The sequence below is a fragment of the Fibrella musci genome (genome assembly GCF_041321105.1).
GTDB lineage: Bacteria > Bacteroidota > Bacteroidia > Cytophagales > Spirosomataceae > Fibrella > Fibrella musci.
The window spans coordinates 119,667-141,667 of the sequence record NZ_JBGGWD010000006.1; the positions used below are offsets into that span (position 1 = coordinate 119,667).

At 57.6% G+C, this 22,001-nt stretch carries 17 protein-coding genes; 15 read left to right on the top strand and 2 right to left on the bottom strand.

The window, feature by feature from the left end; genetic code table 11:
* Positions 1-50: 50 nt before the first annotated feature.
* Complete coding sequence (locus tag ACAW74_RS19930) at positions 51-1,463, bottom strand: TolC family protein (protein ID WP_370699985.1); 1,413 nt, start codon at positions 1,461-1,463, stop codon at positions 51-53.
* 324 nt (positions 1,464-1,787) lie between these two features.
* Between ACAW74_RS19930 and ACAW74_RS19935 the strand changes: the two genes are divergently transcribed.
* The 6 genes from ACAW74_RS19935 to ACAW74_RS19960 all read left to right on the top strand — a co-directional run bounded on the left by ACAW74_RS19935 (position 1,788) and on the right by ACAW74_RS19960 (position 8,624).
* Positions 1,788-3,191, top strand: coding sequence for a M56 family metallopeptidase (locus ACAW74_RS19935; protein WP_370699986.1), 1,404 nt, complete (start codon positions 1,788-1,790; stop codon positions 3,189-3,191).
* 248 nt (positions 3,192-3,439) lie between these two features.
* Positions 3,440-4,357: an N-acetylmuramoyl-L-alanine amidase family protein gene (locus ACAW74_RS19940; RefSeq protein WP_370699987.1), complete on the top strand. Its 918-nt coding sequence runs from the start codon at positions 3,440-3,442 to the stop codon at positions 4,355-4,357.
* 92 nt (positions 4,358-4,449) lie between these two features.
* Complete coding sequence (locus tag ACAW74_RS19945) at positions 4,450-5,223, top strand: MerR family transcriptional regulator (protein ID WP_370699988.1); 774 nt, start codon at positions 4,450-4,452, stop codon at positions 5,221-5,223.
* Between the two features lie 85 nt (positions 5,224-5,308).
* The gene (locus tag ACAW74_RS19950; RefSeq protein ID WP_370699989.1) at positions 5,309-5,986 is read left to right on the top strand and encodes a response regulator transcription factor; all 678 of its coding nucleotides are present in this window, start codon (positions 5,309-5,311) and stop codon (positions 5,984-5,986) included.
* Positions 5,983-7,248, top strand: coding sequence for a sensor histidine kinase (locus ACAW74_RS19955; RefSeq protein ID WP_370699990.1), 1,266 nt, complete (start codon positions 5,983-5,985; stop codon positions 7,246-7,248). The genes ACAW74_RS19950 and ACAW74_RS19955 overlap by 4 nt, the downstream gene beginning before the upstream one ends.
* Positions 7,249-7,391: 143 nt before the next feature.
* Complete coding sequence (locus tag ACAW74_RS19960; protein WP_370699991.1) at positions 7,392-8,624, top strand: exo-beta-N-acetylmuramidase NamZ family protein; 1,233 nt, start codon at positions 7,392-7,394, stop codon at positions 8,622-8,624.
* A gap of 114 nt (positions 8,625-8,738) precedes the next feature.
* Here ACAW74_RS19960 and ACAW74_RS19965 read toward each other — a convergent pair whose 3' ends face one another.
* Positions 8,739-10,316 (bottom strand): M28 family metallopeptidase, encoded by a 1,578-nt coding sequence (locus ACAW74_RS19965; RefSeq protein WP_370699992.1) that lies wholly within the window; start codon positions 10,314-10,316, stop codon positions 8,739-8,741.
* A 260-nt stretch (positions 10,317-10,576) separates the two neighbouring features.
* Between ACAW74_RS19965 and ACAW74_RS19970 the strand changes: the two genes are divergently transcribed.
* The 9 genes from ACAW74_RS19970 to ACAW74_RS20010 all read left to right on the top strand — a co-directional run bounded on the left by ACAW74_RS19970 (position 10,577) and on the right by ACAW74_RS20010 (position 21,911).
* Positions 10,577-11,635: an alkaline phosphatase D family protein gene (locus tag ACAW74_RS19970; RefSeq protein WP_370699993.1), complete on the top strand. Its 1,059-nt coding sequence runs from the start codon at positions 10,577-10,579 to the stop codon at positions 11,633-11,635.
* A 155-nt stretch (positions 11,636-11,790) separates the two neighbouring features.
* The gene (locus ACAW74_RS19975) at positions 11,791-12,129 is read left to right on the top strand and encodes a PadR family transcriptional regulator (RefSeq protein ID WP_370699994.1); all 339 of its coding nucleotides are present in this window, start codon (positions 11,791-11,793) and stop codon (positions 12,127-12,129) included.
* A complete protein-coding gene (locus ACAW74_RS19980) occupies positions 12,126-14,732 on the top strand; it encodes an ABC transporter permease (protein ID WP_370699995.1) in 2,607 nt (868 codons plus the stop codon). The genes ACAW74_RS19975 and ACAW74_RS19980 overlap by 4 nt, the downstream gene beginning before the upstream one ends.
* A gap of 185 nt (positions 14,733-14,917) precedes the next feature.
* Entirely contained in the window at positions 14,918-17,284 is a 2,367-nt protein-coding gene (locus ACAW74_RS19985; protein WP_370699996.1) for an ABC transporter permease, read from the top strand.
* An 87-nt stretch (positions 17,285-17,371) separates the two neighbouring features.
* Complete coding sequence (locus ACAW74_RS19990; protein ID WP_370699997.1) at positions 17,372-17,695, top strand: hypothetical protein; 324 nt, start codon at positions 17,372-17,374, stop codon at positions 17,693-17,695.
* Between the two features lie 190 nt (positions 17,696-17,885).
* Positions 17,886-18,530: a hypothetical protein gene (locus ACAW74_RS19995; protein WP_370699998.1), complete on the top strand. Its 645-nt coding sequence runs from the start codon at positions 17,886-17,888 to the stop codon at positions 18,528-18,530.
* A 33-nt stretch (positions 18,531-18,563) separates the two neighbouring features.
* Positions 18,564-18,914, top strand: coding sequence for a cupin domain-containing protein (locus ACAW74_RS20000; protein WP_370699999.1), 351 nt, complete (start codon positions 18,564-18,566; stop codon positions 18,912-18,914).
* Between the two features lie 130 nt (positions 18,915-19,044).
* Positions 19,045-19,416 (top strand): hypothetical protein, encoded by a 372-nt coding sequence (locus ACAW74_RS20005; RefSeq protein ID WP_370700000.1) that lies wholly within the window; start codon positions 19,045-19,047, stop codon positions 19,414-19,416.
* Positions 19,417-19,508: 92 nt separating this feature from the next.
* On the top strand, positions 19,509-21,911 hold the full coding sequence (locus ACAW74_RS20010; protein WP_370700001.1) for an ABC transporter permease: 2,403 nt from the start codon (positions 19,509-19,511) through the stop codon (positions 21,909-21,911).
* Positions 21,912-22,001 lie beyond the last annotated feature (90 nt).

Sequence of the window (22,001 nt, forward strand, 5' to 3'; positions counted from 1 at the left end):
CCGGAATGCCGGACCACCTAAAGGGGGCCGGCATTCCGGCGGGGGGTAAACTAATTTACCTGATTCATGAAGAGAGACAGATCGCCTTCGGCGGCGGCTTTGAGCAGCAGATACCGCCAGACATTGCTGGTGGCCACGTACCCATCGACTTCGGCGCGGTTGAGCGTGACCACACTTTGTAGCAGCGTCGGCAGGTCCGTCAGGCCATTCTGATAGCGGGTGCGGGCCTGATTGTAGGCCTGTTGGGCAGCGCGAAGCTGAACGGGAGCCTGCCGGGCCTGTTCCAGCGCCACCTGATACTGGGTGTCGGCTTCCTGATACTGCCGGTTGATGCGCAGCCGCTGTTCGTTGAAGAGCTGCCGCGACCGTTCCACCAGAAACAGATTCGCATTGTACTCGTGGTGGGTACGGAGCAGATTGGTCAGGTTCCAGCGGGCCACCACGCCCAGCAGGTAGTTGCCCACCTGATAGCCGAGTCCGTTGACGGGGTTGGCCAGTAACAGCTCACCCTGATTGGAAAAACCCGACCCGCGCGCATTACCGGCCCCCACGAGCGAGATAACGGGCAACCCCGACCGCTGCGTGAGCAGGCTCTGCGCCGTCGACAGGTTAATCTGCGATTGAAACAGGCGGAGCGTGGGGTTTTTGGGCGAAACCGAATCGGCCAGCAACGGCGTACTGGGCAGGTTGGTGTAGAACCGCATACTGTCGACGCGCAGGTTTTTGGTGAGGTCACCCGTCAGCTCCGAGAGGCGCAGGCGCTGTACCTGCTCGTTTTGCTGCGACGCCAGCAACAGCAATCGCGCCCGAACGGCTTCGGCGGTGGCCAGTGCGCTATCGACGCCCGCCCGCATGCCCGAACGTACCCCCGCATCGACCACGCGTTTGAACGTTTCGGCCCGGTCGAGGTTGCTGCGCTGAATCTGTACCAGCTTCTGGTTGATCAGCAGCAGCAGATAGGCGTCGATGGTACGTACCTGATGCTGGAACACCTCGTTCTCGTAGTCGGCCTGGGTACGTTGCAGTTCGGCTTTGCTGGCCGCGACGCCCGCCTTGATCCGTCCGAACGTGATGGCCCGCCACTCGATGCTGGCGCTGGTGTAAGAGCCAAAACTGGCCTGCGACACCGCCGTTGGCCGCACCCCACCCGAGGTAGAAATGTTGGTGCCTTCGTTCGGGAAAAAGGAACTGTTAAGGCTATTACTGGTGGCGTAGGTGTACTGATCCTGCACCATCACCACCGGCAGTAAATCGGTTTGGCTGGCCTGCAACCGACGTTCGGCACTACTGACTTCGGCCTGTTTGGCACGCAGCAACGGATACTGCCGCACGCTCTGCTCGATCGCCTGCGTGAGCGTCAGGCTTTGCCCCGAGGCGCCACCAGTCAATCCGCTCAGACCCAGCAGCAACAGGGCGGCAGTTCGGGTTCGGCGCCGGGTGACTCTATCGCGTAAGTGCTTCATCCAACAACGTACCCAGGCTTGAGCTTTCTCCCGAATACGTGTTGCAAAGCACGAACCCAATGTTGGAAACATTTGGGAAGTACGCCTGGCAGAGCAAACAGCGGGTGGTAGAGCTAATTGAGCAAGGGTGAGCCAATAGCACGTGCTCATTCATTATTGATTAAACGGGCACGTTTTTGAACTTTCTTTTGCTCTATATTTGTAGAGCAAATACTATTGATGTAGAATGAAGCGTGGTGGCAGCTGAGAAGATAATACCGCCGCGCACCATCAGACTTCAAGGAAAGCCCTGATCGAAACGTACGACGACAACCGCCAACCATTATGATCACGTACCTGCTGGAATGGACGCTGAGCCTGCTAATACTACTGGGCGCTTATAAGCTGGGGCTGGAAAATCAGGCAATGCACCAACTCAAGCGGGTTTATTTGCTGGGTACGTTGCTGGTGTCGCTCCTGATCCCGCTCGTCACCGTCGAAGTAACACCAGATGCGCTCCCCACGACTCAACTACCGGGCAGCGTGGCCAATTTGATGCTAGAGCAGCAACGACCTGACCACCGGCCAGAGAGTGAGAGCTACAAGCCGGCCGACTCGCCTGCTCGCGCTCAGTGGCCTATTGGTGCGCTGGCTGTGGGCTTGTACGGCACTATCACCGCTCTCATGCTGCTGCGATTCGGGCGCAATCTATACCGACTGGGCCAGCAGATCCGGCGTTGCCCTACGCAACCGATAGCCGGCGCTACACTGGTCAGGTTGCCCGGTGAGGGGTTGCCCTACACGTTTCTGCATTACCTTTTTCTATCAGACACCGCCTACAGCCGTGGCAAGGTCGAGCCGGAGTTGATGACCCACGAACTGACTCATATCCGGCAGCGGCATTCGATCGATGTGCTGCTGGTGGAAATCGTATTGTGTTTCGGCTGGTTCAACCCGCTCTTGTTCTGGCTCAAACGGGCCATGCAACTGAATCACGAATTCCTGGCCGACGAAGCGGTCAATAGCACGTATCAGAGCGTAACCAGCTACCAGCAACTGTTGCTGGCTAAGCTGATGCCTGCCGTTTCGCCCGTTGCACTGACGAGCACGCTGACTTTCCAAACCACAAAACAACGCTTGCTCATGATGACCCGACGAAGTTCTCCCGCCCGCCGGTGGCTGGCTACTGGTGCCACCCTAGTGCTTTTCGGTACCTTAACTACCGTAATAACCGTTCAGACGGTAGCCCAGCAGGTTCCTGTAAACCGCCCCGCGCCCCAAAAAAGCACGCCCGCGCCGCCAGCCGGACAACCGCTGACGCCCGACGAAATAGAACGCCGGTTCGGGGATAAAAAAATAGCTGCGTGGATAAACGGGAGACCGCAGGAAATTCGGTACCGTGATCTGACACCTGAACAGAAAAAATGGGTTCACTACGTGCCAACGCCCCCTCGGCTAGAGCCGACCGAAGCCCAGTGGAACGACTGGAAGAACACGAAGAAGTACGGCTTATGGGTCGATGGAAAGCGTCGGCGCGATAATCCGTTGGATACCAAATATAAACGTACAGACATTGTCTATTTCTGGTCGAGCTACGTGCATAAGAATGCCCGCCAGCCTGAAGGTTATCTGTACCAACTGGAATTATACACCGAGCCTGAATACCAACGCATGTTGAAACGGGAGCAGGAAGACCCATTCCTGATCTTGCGGGAAGATAAACCTGCCCCCAAAAAAGTGAGTCGGTAATCAGCCAGCTCGCCGCCGACAGACCCAACTCTTGGCCTGTCGGCGGCGTTGTTTTAGACAGAAAGGAACAGTGGATGGGTCATTTCCCAGTGATGATGTACCCGCCGTGCGGATGAGTGGATTCCTGACGATAGCGACTGAATGACCCTGCCTTAGGCAGCGGCTTGGCCCCCGCGCCGCTGGTGCCTACTTTTGTCAGGCTTTCGAAAGTACCTTATCAATCGCTGTATCGTCTGTCAATCAACGCTTTGCCTAATCGACTTTTTATCGGCTTGCTCCTGCTGTGGGTGTTTTGTCTGCCCTACGCCGAGGGGTTCGCCAACGTACCTGACCGCCGTTCGCCCAAACGCACCGCGCGAGTGGCTGCCAAACCCAAGCCCGCGCCCAAACGCCGGGTTAGCCATAAGGAAAAGCGGGCCGACGCAAAAAAAACGGCTACGAAAGCGCGGGCGGCCAAAAAAGCCGTGGTTAAAAGTGCGCCCCGCCGCCCGCTCGACGGCACGGTGTTTTACCTGGCGTCGGGGCACGGCGGGCCCGATCCGGGGGCGTTGGGCAAGTATGGCCGCTACCTGCTGCCCGAAGATGAATACGCCTACGACGTGACGGTTCGGCTGGCCCAACTGCTGAAACAGCAGGGCGCTACGGTGTTCATGATGGTGCAGGACCTGAACGACGGAATCCGCAACGACGCCGTGCTGAAACTCGACCGCGACGAGGTAGCCTACCCGCGCCAACCCATCCCGCTCAACCAGACGGCCCGCCTCAACCAGACCACCACGGCCGTCAACCGGCTCTACGCCCGCCACAAAGCGGCCTATCAACGGTTCATTACCATTCATGTCGATAGCCGCAGTCAGGGCGAGAAGATCGATGTGTTTTTCTACCACCACAGCGGTAACAAAGCGGGTAAACAACTAGCAAAGCACATTCACAAGCGCTTTAAGGCGAATTACAAACGCTACCAGCCCGACCGGCCCTATTCGGGCAACGTCACCACCCGCAACACACTCTACGTGGTGCGCAACAGCCATCCGCCCACCGTGTTCATCGAGTTGGGCAATATCCAGAACCCGCTCGATCAACGGCGGTTTCTGCTGGCCTCGAACCGGCTGGCGCTGGCCAACTGGATGATGCAGGGCATCGTCGACGACTATCAGGCACGGTAGGCAGGTTAGCGCAAAAAAAGGGAAAGTTTTGCTTGACTCTCCCCTTACGTCATAGCCTAGCTTTGGTTCGTCAATCAACTTGAACAACGCGAATGAGCCTGTATTCGGTAAAGCAACTGGCTGGTATGGCGGGGGTTAGTGTGCGCACGCTGCATCACTACGACCGGCTGGGATTGCTCAAGCCATCGGTTCGGACCGAGGCCAGGTACCGGCTGTATGGCGAGCATGACCTGATCCGGCTCCAGCAGATTCTGTTCTACAAGGAACTGGATTTTTCACTCGACGACATTCGGCAGTTGCTGGCTCAGCCGGATTTTGATGCGGTGCGGGCGTTGCAAACCCACCGCCAGCGCCTGCACGACCGTCAGCAACGGCTGACGACGCTGTTAAACACGATTGACAAAACCATTTCTAAACTAAAAGGAGAATCAATCATGATGACAGATGACGAGTTGTATGAAGGCTTTTCGGACCAACAAGCCAAAGCCTTCCGGCAGGAAGCCGTTGCCCACTACGGGCAGGAAGTCGAGTTGAGCGAACAGCACCTGCGCCAGCTAGGCAAAGCGGGATTCGAGCAGCTAAAAGCCGAGCAGCAGGACATCGGCCAGACGTTGCTGGGCATGATGCAGCAGGACCCCACCAGCGCGGCTGTGCAGCAGCAGATCGCCCGGCATTATGCCAACATCCGCGGTTTCTGGGGTGAGGCCGTTTGTCGTGGAAAAAATATGGCAGAGGCCTACAAAGGGCTGGCCCACCTATACGTGAACGACCTGCGGTTTACCAGCCAGAATGGGCAGGAAAACCCAGCCTTCGCGGCGTTTCTCAACAAAGCGATGATTCAGTTTGCCAACACGCAGTTGAGCTGATAACCCAGGTAGAGGCCGACTACTTATTTCCCAAATCTTTCCAACATTGGCCGCTACTTTCGTTGAATAGGTAGCTGACGACACAATGAAAGTACTGGTTGTTGAAGATGAGCAGGGGCTGGCGGAGAGCATCACCGAGTACATGAGCCGGGAGGGCTACGTCTGTGAAACGGCCACCACGTTTCGCGAGGCCGACGAACGCATCTATCTGTATTCGTACGACTGCATTATCGTGGACCTGACCCTGCCCGATGGCGATGGCTTCCAACTAATTCAGTCGCTAAAACGGCTGACAGCCACCACGGGTATTATCATTATTTCGGCGCGTAATGCCTTGGAAGACAAACTGAAAGGCCTGGAAATCGGCTCCGACGATTACCTGACCAAGCCATTCCACCTGTCGGAACTGAACGCGCGGGTGAAATCACTGTTGCGGCGGCGGCAGTTTGCGGGGCATACCGAAATCCGGTTTGAGTCCATCACCGTCGTGCCGCAGTCGCGCAACGTCTACGTAAACGGGAAGCACACGCCGATTTCGCGCAAAGAGTACGATCTGCTGCTCTATTTTCTGTCGAATATCGACGTGGCGCTGACCAAAGTGTCCATTGCCGAACACCTCTGGGGCGACAACATCGACTCGGCCGACTCGCTCGATATGGTGTATTCACACATCAAAAACCTGCGCCGTAAACTGATCGAGAAAGGGGCGGGCGATTACATCCGATCGATCTACGGTATCGGTTATAAATTTGGCCTACCTTGAAACTGCTTAGCCAAACCAATCGGATCTACCTGGGTTTCTCGCTGGTGATCTACCTGCTCACGGCCGTGATGTTCTACCAGATCATTCGGCTGCTGATTTACGACGAAGTGGAAAGCCGGCTCAAGGTCGAACAACGCGATTTCCAGACCTACGTCCGCATTCACGCGACCTGGTCGACCAGCCCGTATTTTGTCGAGAACAAGATCGGTATCGTACCGGCACCCACCGCGCAGCGTTCCGAAACCTTCACCGACACGCTGATCCGCAACCGCTACAACGATGAGCTGATTCCGTTTCGGCAGCTCACCTTCTATACGCCCATTGGTGGCGTCATGCACCGGGTGTCGATCCGGAAGTCGCTCATTCAGACCTACCGACTCATTGAAGCTATTTCGCTGACGATGGCCGTTTTTCTGGGTCTGTTGCTGGGGGGGACGTTCTGGTTTCAGGGTAAATTGTCAGGGCGGCTCTGGCGACCGTTCTACGACACACTCTCGCGCATCAAGCGGTTCAACCTGAGTAGCGGTGCGCCGCTGCAACTGGAACGGTCGGGCATCACCGAGTTTAGCGAGCTGAACCAGGTGCTGCAAAAGATGGCCGACAAGATGCAGCATGATTATCTGAGCCTGAAAGAGTTTACCGAAAATGCCTCCCACGAGTTGCAGACGCCGCTTGCCTTGATCAATGCCAAGGTGGAGCAACTGATTCAGTCGGAAGCACTTACGCCCAGCCAAACCCACTGGATCGACGAGATCTATCAGGCTTCGCGGCGAATGGCGCGGCTTAATCAGGGCTTGTTGTTGCTGGCGAAAATTGAAAATGGGCAGTTTCCCGCCGCGCAGCCGGTCGACCTGCAAGCCGAGTTGATTCAGCGCCTGACCGACATGGACGAGGTGCTGCAACACAAAGGCATCCGTGTTCGGTTGGTGCCGGGCGCGGCCTTTCGGGCGTCGTTGCCGTCGTTGCTGGTCGAGAGCCTGCTCACCAACCTGGTCAGCAACGCTATCCGGCACAACGTACCTGACGGCCGTATCGAGGTACGTTCCTCGGCCGACCAACTGCAACTGAGCAATACCGGCGCGCCCCTCATGTCTGACCCAATGGCCCTGTTTGAGCGCTTTCGGAAAGAAGCGACCGGCAACGAGTCGGTGGGGCTGGGTCTGGCCATCGTCAGGCAAATCGGCGAGACCTACGGGCTAACCGTTACCTACCAGTACGCCGACGGCCTACACACGCTGACACTGGAGAAAAACCACGACTAAGCCGTGATTCGTGGGTACGTTGCTGACGGCGTTGGTCACCAAAAGCACCAACGCAGGCCGGGAGCGTTCATCGTCGGGTGGTCATTCGTTGCACACCTCCGCTTTTCTGAGCAATTTGCCGATCAGTTACTTGCTCAGATTGTATGAAAATCGGCTCTTTCGCTCTGGTCCCGCTGCTGGTGGGCCTTGCCTGGTCAACAGGCTTTTTCCAACCCACTCAAAACGCCGTCGTAACCGTCGCGGCAGCCCCGAAGCTCATCACGGGTGCCGATCAGGTGGCAACGTACCTGTCTTATCTGAAAGGCAAGCGCGTCGGGATGGTCGTGAACCCCACTTCGATTATCGGCAGTAAGAGCAGCGTCGACAGCCTGCAAAGTCTGGGTGTCAATGTGGTGATGGTGTTCGGGCCGGAGCATGGCTTCCGGGGCAACGCCAGTAACGGAGCCAAAGTGGCCGACGAAGTCGACGCCAAAACGGGCATTCCCATTATTTCGCTGTACGGCAAAAACAAGAAGCCCACAAAAGAGCAGCTCGACAAGATCGACGTGCTGATCTACGACATTCAGGACGTGGGGGCGCGCTTTTACACCTACATCAACACGCTGACGCACGTGATGGAGGCCTGCGCCGAAAACAACAAAGAGTTGATGATTCTGGACCGCCCTAACCCGAACGGGTTCATCGTCGACGGACCCATGCTGGACGATCACCTGCATTCGGGCATCGGGATGCACAAAATCCCGATCACGCACGGCATGACCATCGGCGAATTTGCCCAGATGGCCAACGGCGAAGGCTGGTTGCCCAATAAAGCGCAGTGCAAACTGAAGATCATCAAGGTGGCCAACTACACCCACGATACGCCGTATGTGCTGCCGGTGAACCCCTCGCCCAACCTGAACACACCCCAGTCGATTCTGCTGTATCCCAGCGTATGCCTGTTCGAAGGCACCATCATCAGCCAGGGCCGGGGTACGTACATCCCGTTCACGGTGCTGGGCGCACCCGCCTTGAAAGGCATCTACTCGTTTTCGTTTAAGCCGGTCAGCATCAAAGGCATGAAAGAGGCCCCGCTGCATCAGGATCAGGAGTGCTACGGCCTCGACCTGCGGAACTACGACACCAATATTTTCCGCAAAACCCGGCAGCTCAACCTGAAATGGCTCATGGAGCTCTACAAGGCTTATCCCGACAAAGCGCGGTTCTTTGATATGAGCCAGAGCAAGGAGATCGGCAGCTTCGATAAGCTGGCGGGTACCGAAAACCTCAAAAAGCAGATCATCGCGGGCGTGAGCGAGAAAGAAATCCGCCAGAGCTGGGAGCCGGGCCTCTCCAACTACAAGAAAATGCGGAAGAAGTACCTGTTGTATCCGTAATAAAATACCCCCGCCGGAATGCCGGACCACCTAAAGGGAGCCTGCTGGCGCATGAGTAAATATGCGCCAGCAGGCTCCCTTTAGGTGGTCCGGCATTCCGGCGGGGGGTATGAACTACCGACCCGATTGCTGGGTGGTGACCACTGGTTTAGCCGGTATCTTCTGATCGCGCATGGCGGCGTTGTAAACGAAGCTGGCTACGATCGTGGCGGCCTGTTTCAGGTCGTCAGCTTGCAGGTGGTCGTAGGTGTCCATGTTCGTATGGTGCGTGCGGGTGTTGTACTCGATCCGGTCCTGAATGAACTGGAAGCCCGGAATGCCGTAGCGATCAAATGACTGGTGATCGGTGCCGCCCGTGTTCTGGATGGTGACGGTAGTCGCGCCCAGGTCGTTGAACGGCTTCAGCCACTGCCCGAAAATGGGCCCCGCCGCTTCGTTGCCCTGCAAGTAAATCCCCCGGATCTTGCCCGTACCGTTATCCACGTTGAAATAAGCGGCTACGTTCTCCCCGGCTTTGTTCAGTTTCTTGGTCGTCGCGTCGACCAGGTTGTTCGTTACGTAGTTGCGTGAACCGAACAGGCCCTGCTCTTCGCCGCTCCACAAGGCAATGCGGATGGTGCGGCGGGGCTTCACGCCAATCGCTTTCAGAATGCGGGCGGCTTCCATCATCACGGCGCTACCAGCGGCATTGTCGGTAGCCCCGGTGGCGGCGTGCCACGAGTCGAGGTGGGCGCCGAGCATCACCACTTCGTCTTTCAGTTTGGGGTCCGTGCCGGGAATGTCGGCCAGGACGTTGTAGCCTTTGATGTCGTCCGTAAAGAACTTGGTTTTGACGTCTACTTCCAGCTTGACAGGTACGTTGGCTTTCATCAGGCGACAAAGCATCATGTAATCTTCCGCCGAAATCGACAAGTCGGCCAGGTCGTCGGGCGTGGCACCGAGGGCCGCGTTGGCGTAGTCGCCGCTCACGAAGAGCGTACCGTCTTTGCTATTCTGGGTACTGTTCAGGATACCTACGGCGCCTTCGGCCTTCGCCATTTTGCGCATCTTCTGGTTAAAGACATTCCGGGTCCGCATCGTCTGCATCATTCGCCGCATGGCCGAGTCGCCTTGCATGCGCTGACCCCCGCCCCGTGGCGCTTCGGTACTCGCCATCTTTTGCAGTTCATCGTCGGTATACCGGTCGGCGTCGGCTTTGAACGAGGGCGTCACTTTGTACGACTGATCCAGCAGGATCACCTTGTTTTTCAGCTTGCCCTTGTAATTCTCCAGCGCCATCGTGTCGGAGTCGGTGATGAACAGGATGTCGGCTGTTTGCAGTTTGTTGGTGCTGCCGCTCCAGGCGCGGGGCACAGCAATCATCGACTTGTAGTAGGGCGCGGTCATGGCGAAATAGCAGCGTTCCACGTTCCAGCCTTTGCCCCAGTCGCCCCAGGCTTCCAGTTTGGCGTTTTGCAGGCCCCAGCCCGCCAGTTTGCCTTTGGCGTAGTTGGCTGCGTTCATGTAGCCCGGCCCCTGAATGCGCGGCCCGTTGACGTCGGTCAGGTAAAACGCCGTTTCCATCACCTGCGACCGTTGCAGGCCTTCCTGCCGGATTTTGTCGGTGGCGGCCGCGTCGAGTTTTTCGTCCTGCCCGAAAGCCAGCAGTGAGCTGCTCAGAAGCAAGCCGGTTAGTAGTTGTTTGGTTCTCATGCGAGTTGGTATATTGGGAAAAGAGACTAGCCACAAGATACCACTTCACCGCCTAGCACCGGCAGCACATTCATGCCTTATTCAATAGGCTTAATTTGTTCTGCGTAAAGTGCTATTCGCGCGAAACAGGAGCCAGCAACTATACCCGTGTCGGCAACCAAACACACACCCACGAGAAAGCCAGATACCCTTCACAATCTGATAACAGCCCAGACTAGCAGTCGCTGCTTACTTTTACAACTCATAAGTACGCTTCACGTATGCAAAAACGCCTGCTCATTGGCCTGTTGGGGGTTTCGCTCCTGACCAGTTGCCGCACGAATCGACCGAATCAGCCCACCGCTACCGTCAGCGCCCCCTCGCCCGCCGCCGCAATAACCAAATCGGCTAAACCCGTCTCGATCATTGCCTTTGGCTCGTGTAGCGACCAGAAACGCCCTCAACCCCTCTGGGACGATATCGTGGCCCAGAAACCCGACGTCTGGATCTGGCTCGGCGATAACATCTACGGCGATTCGGAAAGTATGGACACGCTACGGACCAAATACGCCCGCCAGAAAGCCAACCCCGTTTACGGGCAACTGCGGCAGTCGACGTCGGTCATCGGCGTTTGGGACGACCACGATTATGGCGTGAACGATGGCGGCAAAGAATACCCACGCCGGCGGGAAAGTCAGCAACTGATGCTCGATTTCATGGACGTACCCGGCAGCAGCCCCCTACGTACCCAGGAAGGGGCTTATTCGGCGCATGTCTACGGGCCGAAAGGGCAGCGGGTAAAGGTGATTCTGCTCGACGGCCGGTACTTCCGCGATCCGCTGAAGAAAAACGGCAAAGACAACGTACCTGACCCAACGGGCGATATACTGGGCGAGGCGCAGTGGCAATGGCTCGAAACGCAACTGACCAATTCCGATGCCGACGTGCACGTGATTGGCTGCGGCATTCAGTTTCTGGCCGAAGAGCATGTCTACGAAAAGTGGGCCAATTTCCCCACCGCCCGCCAGCGCCTGTTCGACCTGCTCGGTAAAACCAAACCCAAAGGGGCTATGCTCATCAGCGGCGACCGCCACATGGCCGAACTAGCCAGAGTGAACGTACCCGGCCTGACCTACGACCTCTACGACATCACGAGCAGCGGCCTCACGCACGTCTCGAAGCCCCACGAAGAACCGAACCGGCACCGCGTCGGCCAGATGGTGACCCAACTCAACTACGGCCTCATTACCGTCAACTGGAACCAGAAACCGCTCACCGCCACCGTGCGCATCAACGGCGACGAACGGGCAACGTACCTGACGCAGGAAATCAAGTTTTAACAACTCACGTTGCTCTGAAAGCGTACGTCCGCTGTCCAGAATCGGACAGCGGACGTACGCTTTTTTCGTGTAAAAAAGGCGATTTCAGCCTGCAAGGGGCCATTGGACCAATCTGGCAGCTTATTTGATCAGCAAAAGTGGAAGTTATTACAATCATGAAGCGAACGTACCTGGGCGAGTTTGAAGAAATTGTGTTACTGCTGGTGGCGGCGTTCGACGGCGAGGCCTATGGCGTGGGCCTTACGCACAAACTGAACGAACAAACCGACCGCTCGGTGCGGCTTAATCAGGTGCACGCGGCCCTGCATCGGCTGGAAGACAAAGGCATGGTGGCCTCGCGGCTGGGTGACCCCACGCCCGAACGGGGCGGTCGGCGGAAGCTGCTGTTCACCGTGACGGCCTACGGCTACCGAACCTTGCAGGATATCAAAACCGTGCGCGCCCAGCTGTGGGACGACGTACCCACCACCCCTAAACTCGCCACCAGCCTATGAAACCAGCCCCCCAACCGCCCCGCTGGGCCGACCGCCTGCTCGAATGGTTTGTGGCCCCGCACCGGCTCGAAGCGCTGCAAGGCGATCTGCACGAAGAATTCGCCTGGCAGGCCGAGCGGATTGGCGAACGCCGCGCCCGCTGGCGCTACTGGCGCGATGTGCTGGGGTTCGTCAGGCCCTATGTGATCAAACGAAACGCCAGCGAGTACACCTCCCCCTCCTTACTGAGTCCCGTTATGCTACGAAACTATCTGAAAACCGCCTGGCGCAATCTGGTCAACAACCGGTTCTACTCGCTCATCAACATGACGGGCCTCACCGCCGGCCTGGCCGTGGGTATCCTGATTCTGCTCTGGGTGCAGGATGAACTGAGCTTCGACCGGTTCTACCCCAAAGCCGCCGCCATCTACCGCCTCGAAAACTGGGCCGGCACCGGCAGCAGCCGCCAAATCTGGACCACTACCGTAGCCCCCATTGCCGACATGGGCAAACGTGAGCTGCCCGAGATAAAAGAGGGCGTTCGGCTGGCGCACAACAACGCCTTCACGCTGTTTAAGTACCGCGACAAAACCATCAACGAGGAGCACACGACCTTTGCCGACCCTAGCCTGTTCTCGGTCTTCGACCTGCCGCTGCTCCAGGGGAATCCGGCCAAACCTTTCCCGGACAGCCATTCGATCGTGCTCACGGAAAGCACGGCGCAGCGGTATTTTGGCTCGGAAAACCCCATCGGAAAGGTCTTGACGGTCGACAAAACCAACACGTTTCGGGTCAGTGGCATCATCCGGGATTTTTCCCGTAACTCAAGCATTCAGGCCGATATGGTGCTGCCGATGGCGCTGTGGTTCGACACCATGTACCGGTCGCAGGCCGATGGGCTTACCCGAGACAACGACTTTCACACGTTCAATTATCAGACGTACCTGCTGCTTCAACCAGGTACGTCGGTTGAGCGACTCGCCGACAAGCTGCGGACCATCCACCTCCGCAACAAACCCGACGATACCGACCTGACGTACCTGCTGCAACCCCTGCCCGACATGCACCTCTACCAGGCCGACGGCTCGGCGGGGGGCATCGAAACGGTGCGCATGTTTTCGATCATCGCCCTGCTGATTCTGACCATCGCCTGCATCAATTACGTCAACCTCTCCACGGCGCGGGCCTTACTGCGGTCGAAGGAAATCAGCATGCGCAAGATTGTGGGCGCGGCCCGTGGGCAGCTATTCCTGCAATTTCTGATCGAAACGGCGCTGCTTTTCACACTGGCAGCCGTGGCCGCGAGCGGGTTGATCTACGCGCTGTTGCCGCTCTATAACGAGGTGTCGGGTAAGGCGCTTGTGCTTGATTTCACCGATTACCACATCTGGCAGCTGATCGGATTCACGATCGTGGGTACGTTGCTGGCGTCGAGCATTTACCCAGCCATGCTACTGTCGTCGTTTGAGCCGCTGAAAGCTCTCAAAGGGCGCGTATCGGGTCGGCTGAGCGAGGCGGTTTTTCGGAAAGCACTGGTGGTGGTTCAGTTTGCCGTGTCGGTGATTCTGATTGCCGGTACGTTCATCATCAGTAACCAACTGGACTACATTCGCTCGAAGGAACTGGGTTACGACAAGACGCACGTGTTTGGCTTCTTCATGCGCGATATGAGTACCCATTACGAGGCCGTTAAAGCCGATTTGCTTAAACAGCCCGGGGTGGAGGCCGTAACGCGCGCCAGCGCCAATATCGTCAATCTCGACGGGCAGACTGGCGACAACGAATGGGACGGCAAGCAACCCGGTGAAACCATGTTCATGCGGCCTGTCGCGATCGACAAGGACTTTACGGCGTTCTTCAACATGAAGCTGGTGGCGGGTAGCAGCTTCACCGGTACGCCCGCCGATTCGCTGCACGTGATCCTGAACGAAACCGCCGTAAAAACGGCTCGAATCCGCAACCCGATTGGCAAACGGTTTCGCCTCTGGAAACGCTGGGGCACCATCGTGGGCGTGGTGAAAGACTTCCATTTTGCCTCGATGCGGCAAAAGATCGAGCCGGCTATCTTTTTCTACCAACCCAGCGACATGGGGGCGATTTACGTAAAGACCACCGGCAACCAGGCGCAGCAGGCGATCGCCGCTGTGCAGCGGTCGTGGACCCAATACAACGCTGATTCCCCCTTCACCTATACCTTCCTGGACGATTCGTTCAACAGCCTCTACCGGGCTGAGCAACAATCGGGGCTGCTGTTCAACGTGTTTGCTTCGATGGCCATTCTTATCTCGTGCCTCGGGCTGCTGGGGCTGGCTACCTACACGGCGCAGGTACGTACCCGCGAGATCGGCGTCAGGAAAGTGCTGGGGGCCAGTGTGCTGGGGATCATTCAACTACTGGCCAAAGACTTTGTTAAGCTGGTGCTTATCGGCGTGCTCATTGCCGTGCCCATTGCCTGGTACGCCATGAGTCAGTGGTTACAAAGTTTCGCCTATCGCATCGACCTGCACTGGTGGGTATTTGCCGGAGCGGGGTTGCTGGCCATGCTCATCGCCCTGCTGACGGTGTCGTTCCAGAGTATCCGCGCCGCTCTGATGGACCCGGTCAGAAGCCTGCGGACGGAATAACCGAAGATTGTCAATAACGACTGTCGGCGACAGATGTCCACGACGGTACAGCCCATGTCCGATTCTGGACATGGGCTGTGTTGTTCAATAGAGTAGGGGCTTGGTAATGAGTGTTTTGATGGTGGCCTGTCGGTTCGGCACTTATTTTGGGCGATGCGCTCCTGAGTGATTAACCGCAACCGGATATGATACGCAACTACATCACGATCGCCTGGCGAAATCTGTGGAAACACAAGCTGTTTACCTTCATCAATACCTTTGGCCTGGCGTCGGGGCTGATGGTGTGTCTGCTGGCGATGGCGCATATCCGGGGCGCGTTTACCTATGATACCTTTCACCCCAATCGGGCGCGGATCGTGCGGTTACAAACGGAGGTGACCGACAAAGGCAACAACGTACTAACGTATGCCACCTCACCCATGCCCCTGGCCGAGGTATTGAAACGCGATTACGGCCTGGTGGACGAAACGGCCCGGCTGACACGTACCTACGGTGAGATTACGGGCAACAACCGGCGGCTGCAACTGCTGAGCTACGCCGTCGACCCGTCCTTTTTCCGCATCTTCGGCTACCCGCTGGCACAGGGACAACCCGCCACCCAACCCGGCACGGTGGTGATTACCCGGCAGACCGCCGACCGGTTTTTTGGTACGGCAAACCCCATCGGGCAAGTGCTGACGCAGGAAGGCATGCCCCCGGCCGTCGTCACGGGCGTGCTCGCCGAGACACCGACGCCCTCGCACCTCCGCTTCGACCTGCTGTTTTCATTGGCACCATCGACCCAAACGCAACGGCCCGGCATCTTTCAGGACTGGCGGGTCTATCAGGCCGGTTATACCTACGCCCTGCTGAAGCCGGGTGCCACGGCGGCCCAACTCGATGCCGTGCTGCCCGCCCTGACGAGCCGCGTACTCCGAAACCTGTCGTTCCAGCACGAGAAAGGCTACAGCCTTCAGGTGCAGTCGCTGACCGAGCTATCGCCTTCCTACAACGAGATGATGCTGGCGACCTATGAGCCACAAATTGGTGGGCTGCTGACCGAACTGGGCGTGGGACTGCTGACGCTGCTCATGGCGGCATTCAACTACATCAACCTCACCTTGGCCCGCTCGCTGGCCCGCGCCCGCGAAGTGGGTATCCGGAAGGTGGCCGGAGCGCTGCGCTGGCAGTTGGTGGGGCAGTTTATGGCCGAGTCGGTGATACTCTCGCTGCTGGCCCTGGGGTTGGCGGCGATCCTGCTCGAATGGGTGCGGCCAATGGCGTTTGTGCAACAGTGGCTGCTGGGTGCCTTGCCGTGGGACGCCACCCTCTGGAGCGTATTTGTGCTGTTTAGTATCGGTGTGGGGCTGCTGGCGGGGTTCGTACCGGCGCGGGTGCTGTCGCGCTTTCAACCAGCTCAGGTGCTGCGGAGCTATACGGGCCTGCGGATTATCCGGGGCATTTCGCTGCGTAAATCGCTGATCGTGGCTCAATTCTCCATCTCGCTCGTGGCGATGATCGCGCTGCTGACAATGATGCGGCAGATGGATTACATGGCTACCGGCGACTACGGCTTCCGGCGCGACCGCATCCTGAACCTGCCCCTCAACGCCGGAACGGCCGACCGGCTCGCGGGTGAACTGGGGCGGCTGGCGGGCGTAGAGCGGGTGACGTTTACGTCGGGCCTGTTCGGGTCGTTTGGCAGCCAAAATCAGGTAAAGCGCCAACGTAACGGCCCCGATTCCATGCAGACCTTCACCTGGTCGGTCGATAACCAGTTTGTGCCCACGATGAACCTGCGACTGCTGGCCGGGCAGAATCTGCCTTCGCTGAGCGCCGACTCGTCGGGACGGCAGGTGCTGCTCAACGAGGAAGCCGTACGGGCCTTCAGGTTGGGTAGTCCCCGCGAGGCTGTGGGCCAAACCCTCTGGCTCGACGACAGCACCGACGTACACGTCGTGGGGGTGCTGAGCGATTTTCGGTTCACCACCTTTTCCTGGACAATCAAACCGCTGCTGCTACGTACCCAGCCCGCCGATTTTCGCTACCTGAGCGTGGCGGTGGCGGCTGGTGCCGAAACCAGCGTGATGGCCGCCGCGCAACGTACCTGGAAACGGGTGAACCCTTACGATCCGTTTGCGGGTCAATGGTACGACAACTACCTATATGAGCGGCACCGGCACGACGAAGACACCAATTTTATGAGCCTGTTGCTGGTACTAGCGTTCTCCATTGCGGGGCTGGGCCTGTTTGGCATGGTCAACTACACCACGCAAACGCGCCTGAAAGAAATCGGCATCCGGAAAGTGATGGGCGCTGGCGTGGCGCAGATCGTGTGGCTACTCTCGCGGGGTTTTGTGCAGTGGCTGGCACTGGCGGCAGCGATTGCCCTGCCATTAGGCTACATGGCGGGCTATTCCATCCTCTTCATGTTTGCCTACCACGTCACGCTCGGCCTCGAAACACTGGGCGTTTGTCTGGGTGTCCTGCTGCTGATCGGTGGTCTGACCATCAGCGGCCAAACCTACCGGGCCGCGCAGATGGACCCGGTCAAGAGTCTGCGTAGCGAGTAGGCACATTGCCGCTTGCCGTAAAAAAATCTCAGAAGCAACGCTTTAGCCATAAAATGGGTCCTTCTGTGCAGACACAAACGGTTGGTTATGAAACGAATGATGGTGCTGGTAGGCCTGCTGTGTGCAACAGGGGCTTTGGCGCAGCAACGCCTCGACAAAAAGCAGGACGATACCACTGGGAATGCCGATAACATGCCCGTGCTCAAGGACCAGGGAAATGTGGTGGCCATGCCTACGCGGACCGAACGAGGAAACGCGGTGGCCATGCCGAACCACTCCCCCGCAACGCGTTCGGAAGAACAGTTGACGCAGGCACTACGAAGCCTAGAAGGCATGACAGAACGGTTTCCGGCTGATTCGTCTGACCGGAAAAAATCGGGCCGAATTGTACCTTTACCCAAGAAACAGTAACCACCGGCGATTGTAGGTGCTGAAGCAAAACGCCTGCCGCCGTCGGGTAAAAGGGGAATACGTGTACGTTGTAATCAATAAACAAGTTGATCTACATAACAAGTGGTATAAAGACAGTAAGAAGTAACAACGATGGCCTTCTGAGGGAAGTTGACCAGTATTGACAGGACCACTTGACCGCGACAGCAGGATGAATCGACCCTCTTTCAACACAACGGTTTCGCATTTATCGACGCTCTGTTTTCTGGTGGCGGGTTTATTGAGCGCCTGTTCACACCCTGAGCCGGTCGCTCCGGTTGTGGTCGCCCCCAATCGGTACGAACTCAAAGCCATTCGGTATTTCATCGGCCAGGGTGATCGCGTCGACACCACAACAATACAACTGAAGGGCGTAAGCGTCTACAATGCAGGCTCAGTTGCCGCCACGCAGCAGGTCGACGAAGGATTCGGTGGCTTGATGAAAACATCGCGGTTTACGATTGATCCGGCCAGCCAGTTACCTGCCGGGCTTGACCTGGGTACGTTGGCGGTAAGCGTGCCGCAGCATTGGTATGGAAATGGCCTGTTTGACCGCTCCATCGACACGTACCCGTTGAGCGCTGTTCAGCAGCAAAAACCCTACGGCTTTGACCCCAATCGGCTGGTAACGGTGAAGATTCCACCCAAGTCGAAAGTGGACATTAGTCGTCAGATTACGACGTATCAGCTCACCTGCTCCTTCGAGGGCACCGTCGTGAATACAGCGACAGGGCAGCGGTACAACCTACTGGGAAAATGGAACGGCCTCCTGCAATACGCCAACCCGACTACGACGTTGAAAGAGTCTGTATTATAAGCAGGCCATCGACTCCAAACGCCATTGTCCGTGATGAATGAAAACCCGCTTACGGTGCTTGATATCGGCGAGCAAACCCACGCTGTAACAGCGTATACCAACCTGTCGGTGGCGTCGGTCAATGATCATGTTGTGAAGGTGAGCGTGATGACCGAGCCTTACCACTGGCATTACCACCCTAATTCGGACGAAACGTTTGTCATGATTGAGGGTATCCTTCTCATCGAACTGGAAACACAGACGATCGAGTTACGGCCCGGTCAGCTCGTTACGATTCCCCAGAATACAATCCACAAAACCCGGCCCAAGGGCGCACGATCCGTCAACCTGACGTTCGAGCATAGCCAAATCGAAACGGTCAGGGTGGCTGGTATGACCCCTTAACGAGTACCTGCCAACAGGGCGGTTGAGCGCAGTAGTTGGTATGAGTAACTCATCAGAAAGCGTCTGTTCCAACGCTTCGTCGTGAAGAACGGTCTTCATTCTACGTGATCGCTATGACATTGAGGGGAAGATGAAGAAACTTGCTTTGCTGCTGCTATTGACAGCAGCTTGCCACGATAGACCAGGCTCGTCGATTAAGCCAAATCAATTGATTGGGACCTGGAATGCCCCGTCATCGACAGGAAGGCCGTACAGCCGCTGGACGTTTGACAAAGACTATCTGTACATAGTTGAGGATACGGTAAAAACCTGTCGGCAGGCAGAAAGTCAACCCTATACATACTGGATTGAAAACGATGTGCTGGTGACTCGTTACGTTGGTATCACCAATGGACTTTTTCCGATTAAAGATGAGCGCTTTCCAGTCAGCTCGATAAGTCCAACCAACTTGATACTCGTTCTTCCTGGTAGTCAGCCTAAAGAGTTTGAGAAATGTCTTTAGCTGAGCATAGGCCATACGTACACCTTAACATACATTAACAGCCTGTCAGCCAGGCGTGTCTGTACCTTGCGTCACGTTAGTACGGACACGTTATGCTTCAGAACTACATCACGATTGCCTGGCGAAACTTGCTCCGGCGCAAAGTCTACGCTTCCCTCAACATCATCGGCCTGGCCGTCGGGCTCACCTTTTTTGGCCTGATTGGCAGCTACGTCTGGGGCGAATACCAGGTAAACCAATCCCTGCGCAACGCCGACCGCCAATGCCTGATCCAGAGCCGCTGGAAACAGGACAACATGGGCATGGACATTACCTCGCTGGCGCCGATCGGTCCGGCCCTACGGGCAACGTACCCACAACTCGTGGCGAACTACTACCGTTTTCACGGCGTCAGCGCCACGCTCTCGAAAGGGACAAATCACTTTCGGGAGTCCATGCAGATTGGCGACTCCACCTTGCTGACCATGTACGGCTTCAGGCTGCTACAGGGTAACCCGCGCACGGCGCTGGCGGCGCCCAACGCCATTGTGCTCACGGTGGCCAAAGCCCAGAAGCTGTTTGGCCGGGCCGACGTGCTGAATCAGTTGGTGACCATCGAAACACCGCAGGGCGGCAAGCAGGAACTGCTGGTGACGGGTGTACTCGACGAACTACCGCCCAATTCGGTGTCGAATCTGCTGACCGAAGCCAACGAGGTGTTTCTGTCGCCGGGAAGCCTGGCCAGTTTCGGAGCCGACCTCACCGTTTGGGCCAATCCCTACATTGTCAACTACATCGAGCTTCAGCCGGGCGTGACGCCGCAGGATCTGGCTAAACCGATGGCGCAACTGATCGCGACCAACGCCCCCGCTGAGCTGGCGCAAAACCTGACGGCCTACGTAACCCCCCTGACCGATTATTACCTGCAAAGCAACAACGGGCTGGTGCACAAGATGATCGTGACGCTGGCCCTTGTCGCGCTCTTCATTCTGCTGATGGCGGTCGTCAACTTCGTGAACCTCGCTACGGGTAGCTCGGCGGTGCGGCTGCGGGAAATTGGCGTGCGGAAGGCGCTGGGCGGGCTGCGTCGGCAACTGACGGCGCAGTTCCTCATCGAGGCGATGGTGCTGACCGGGCTGGCGGCGGTGTTGTCTGTAGGCCTCTACGTAGCACTACGGCCGGTATTCGACGAAGTGGTGGGCAAACCGCTGCCTTCGCTTACGGCGCTGCCGTGGCGGTATGGCTGGCTGCTGCCGCTGCTGGTGTTACTGGTCGGCGCGCTGGCGGGCGGCTATCCGGCGTTGTATCTGTCGGGCTATTCGTCGGTCGATTCGCTCAAAGGCAAAAGCAAGTCAGAGAGCATCCTGTTCCGGCGGGGACTGGTTACGCTTCAGTTTGCCATTGCTGTGTTTGTGTTTGTGGGGGCCGTGGTGGTGTCGCGGCAGGTCACGTTCTTTTTCGATACCGATCTGGGTTTCAAGAAAGAAGCCGTGCTGACGGTGTCGTCGCTGCCCCGCAACTGGTCGCCCGAAGGAGTCGCCCGCATGGAAGCCGCCCGTGACCGTTTTGCCCGATTGCCCGGCATTCAGGCGGCGAGTCTGTCGTACGAAATCCCGAACGGAAACGTGGGCAACAGCGCTAACCTCTTCCCCGAGGGCCGCGACTCCACACAGGCGGTGAGCGTGAAGCTCATGACAACCGACGAACAGTATGCCCAAACTTACCAGATTACCCTCAAAGGCGGCCGTTATTTCCATCAGGGGCAAGCCGGTTCCGACTCTACCGGTATCGTGCTCAACGAAGCGACCATCAAGGCCTTAGGCTACCCGGCCACCGAGGCCGCGTTGGGTCAGATCGTCCGGTTTCAGGGCGACCCACGGCGGTACACGATCCGGGGCGTCGTTCAGAATTTCCACGTCGGCACCATGCACGAGGCCATCAACCCGCTGGCTATCGTACACCTGCGCAGTCGGCCCCTATACCGGTTTTTCTCGTTCCGGCTGGCCTCCAGCAACCCGCGGGCGACCATCGAGCGGATGGAGCAAACCTGGCGCGAGCAGTTTCCCGATGCTCCCTTCGACTATGCCTTCATGGATCAGACGCTGGCGAAACTCTACCAAACCGAGCTTCAGATGGAAAAAGCGGCCTACGTCGCCACCGGTCTGGCCCTGCTGATTGTGCTGCTGGGCGTAGCGGGGCTGGTGTCGTTGAGCGTAGCCCGCCGGACCAAAGAAGTCGGCATTCGGAAGGTGCTGGGCGCGTCGGTGCCCGGTATCGTGGTGCTGTTCCTGCACGAATATGTCTGGATGCTGGTGCTGGCGAACCTGCTGGCCTGGCCCTTTGCCTACTGGGCTATATCGGGCTGGCTGGCTGACTACGCCTACCACACCAGCATCGGCTGGCAACCGTTTGTGCTGGTGGCGCTGCTGCTGGCGCTCATCACGGCCGTGCTCATTGGGCTACAGGTGGTTAAGACGGCGCTGGTAAACCCGATAAAGAGCCTGCGGGCGGAGTAACACCGATTGGCGCGTGAGAAAGACGGCATTTGACAACGTACCTGGGCAGGAAACCGGGCCAGTATGTCGTACTTTTAAAGACGCAAAGAC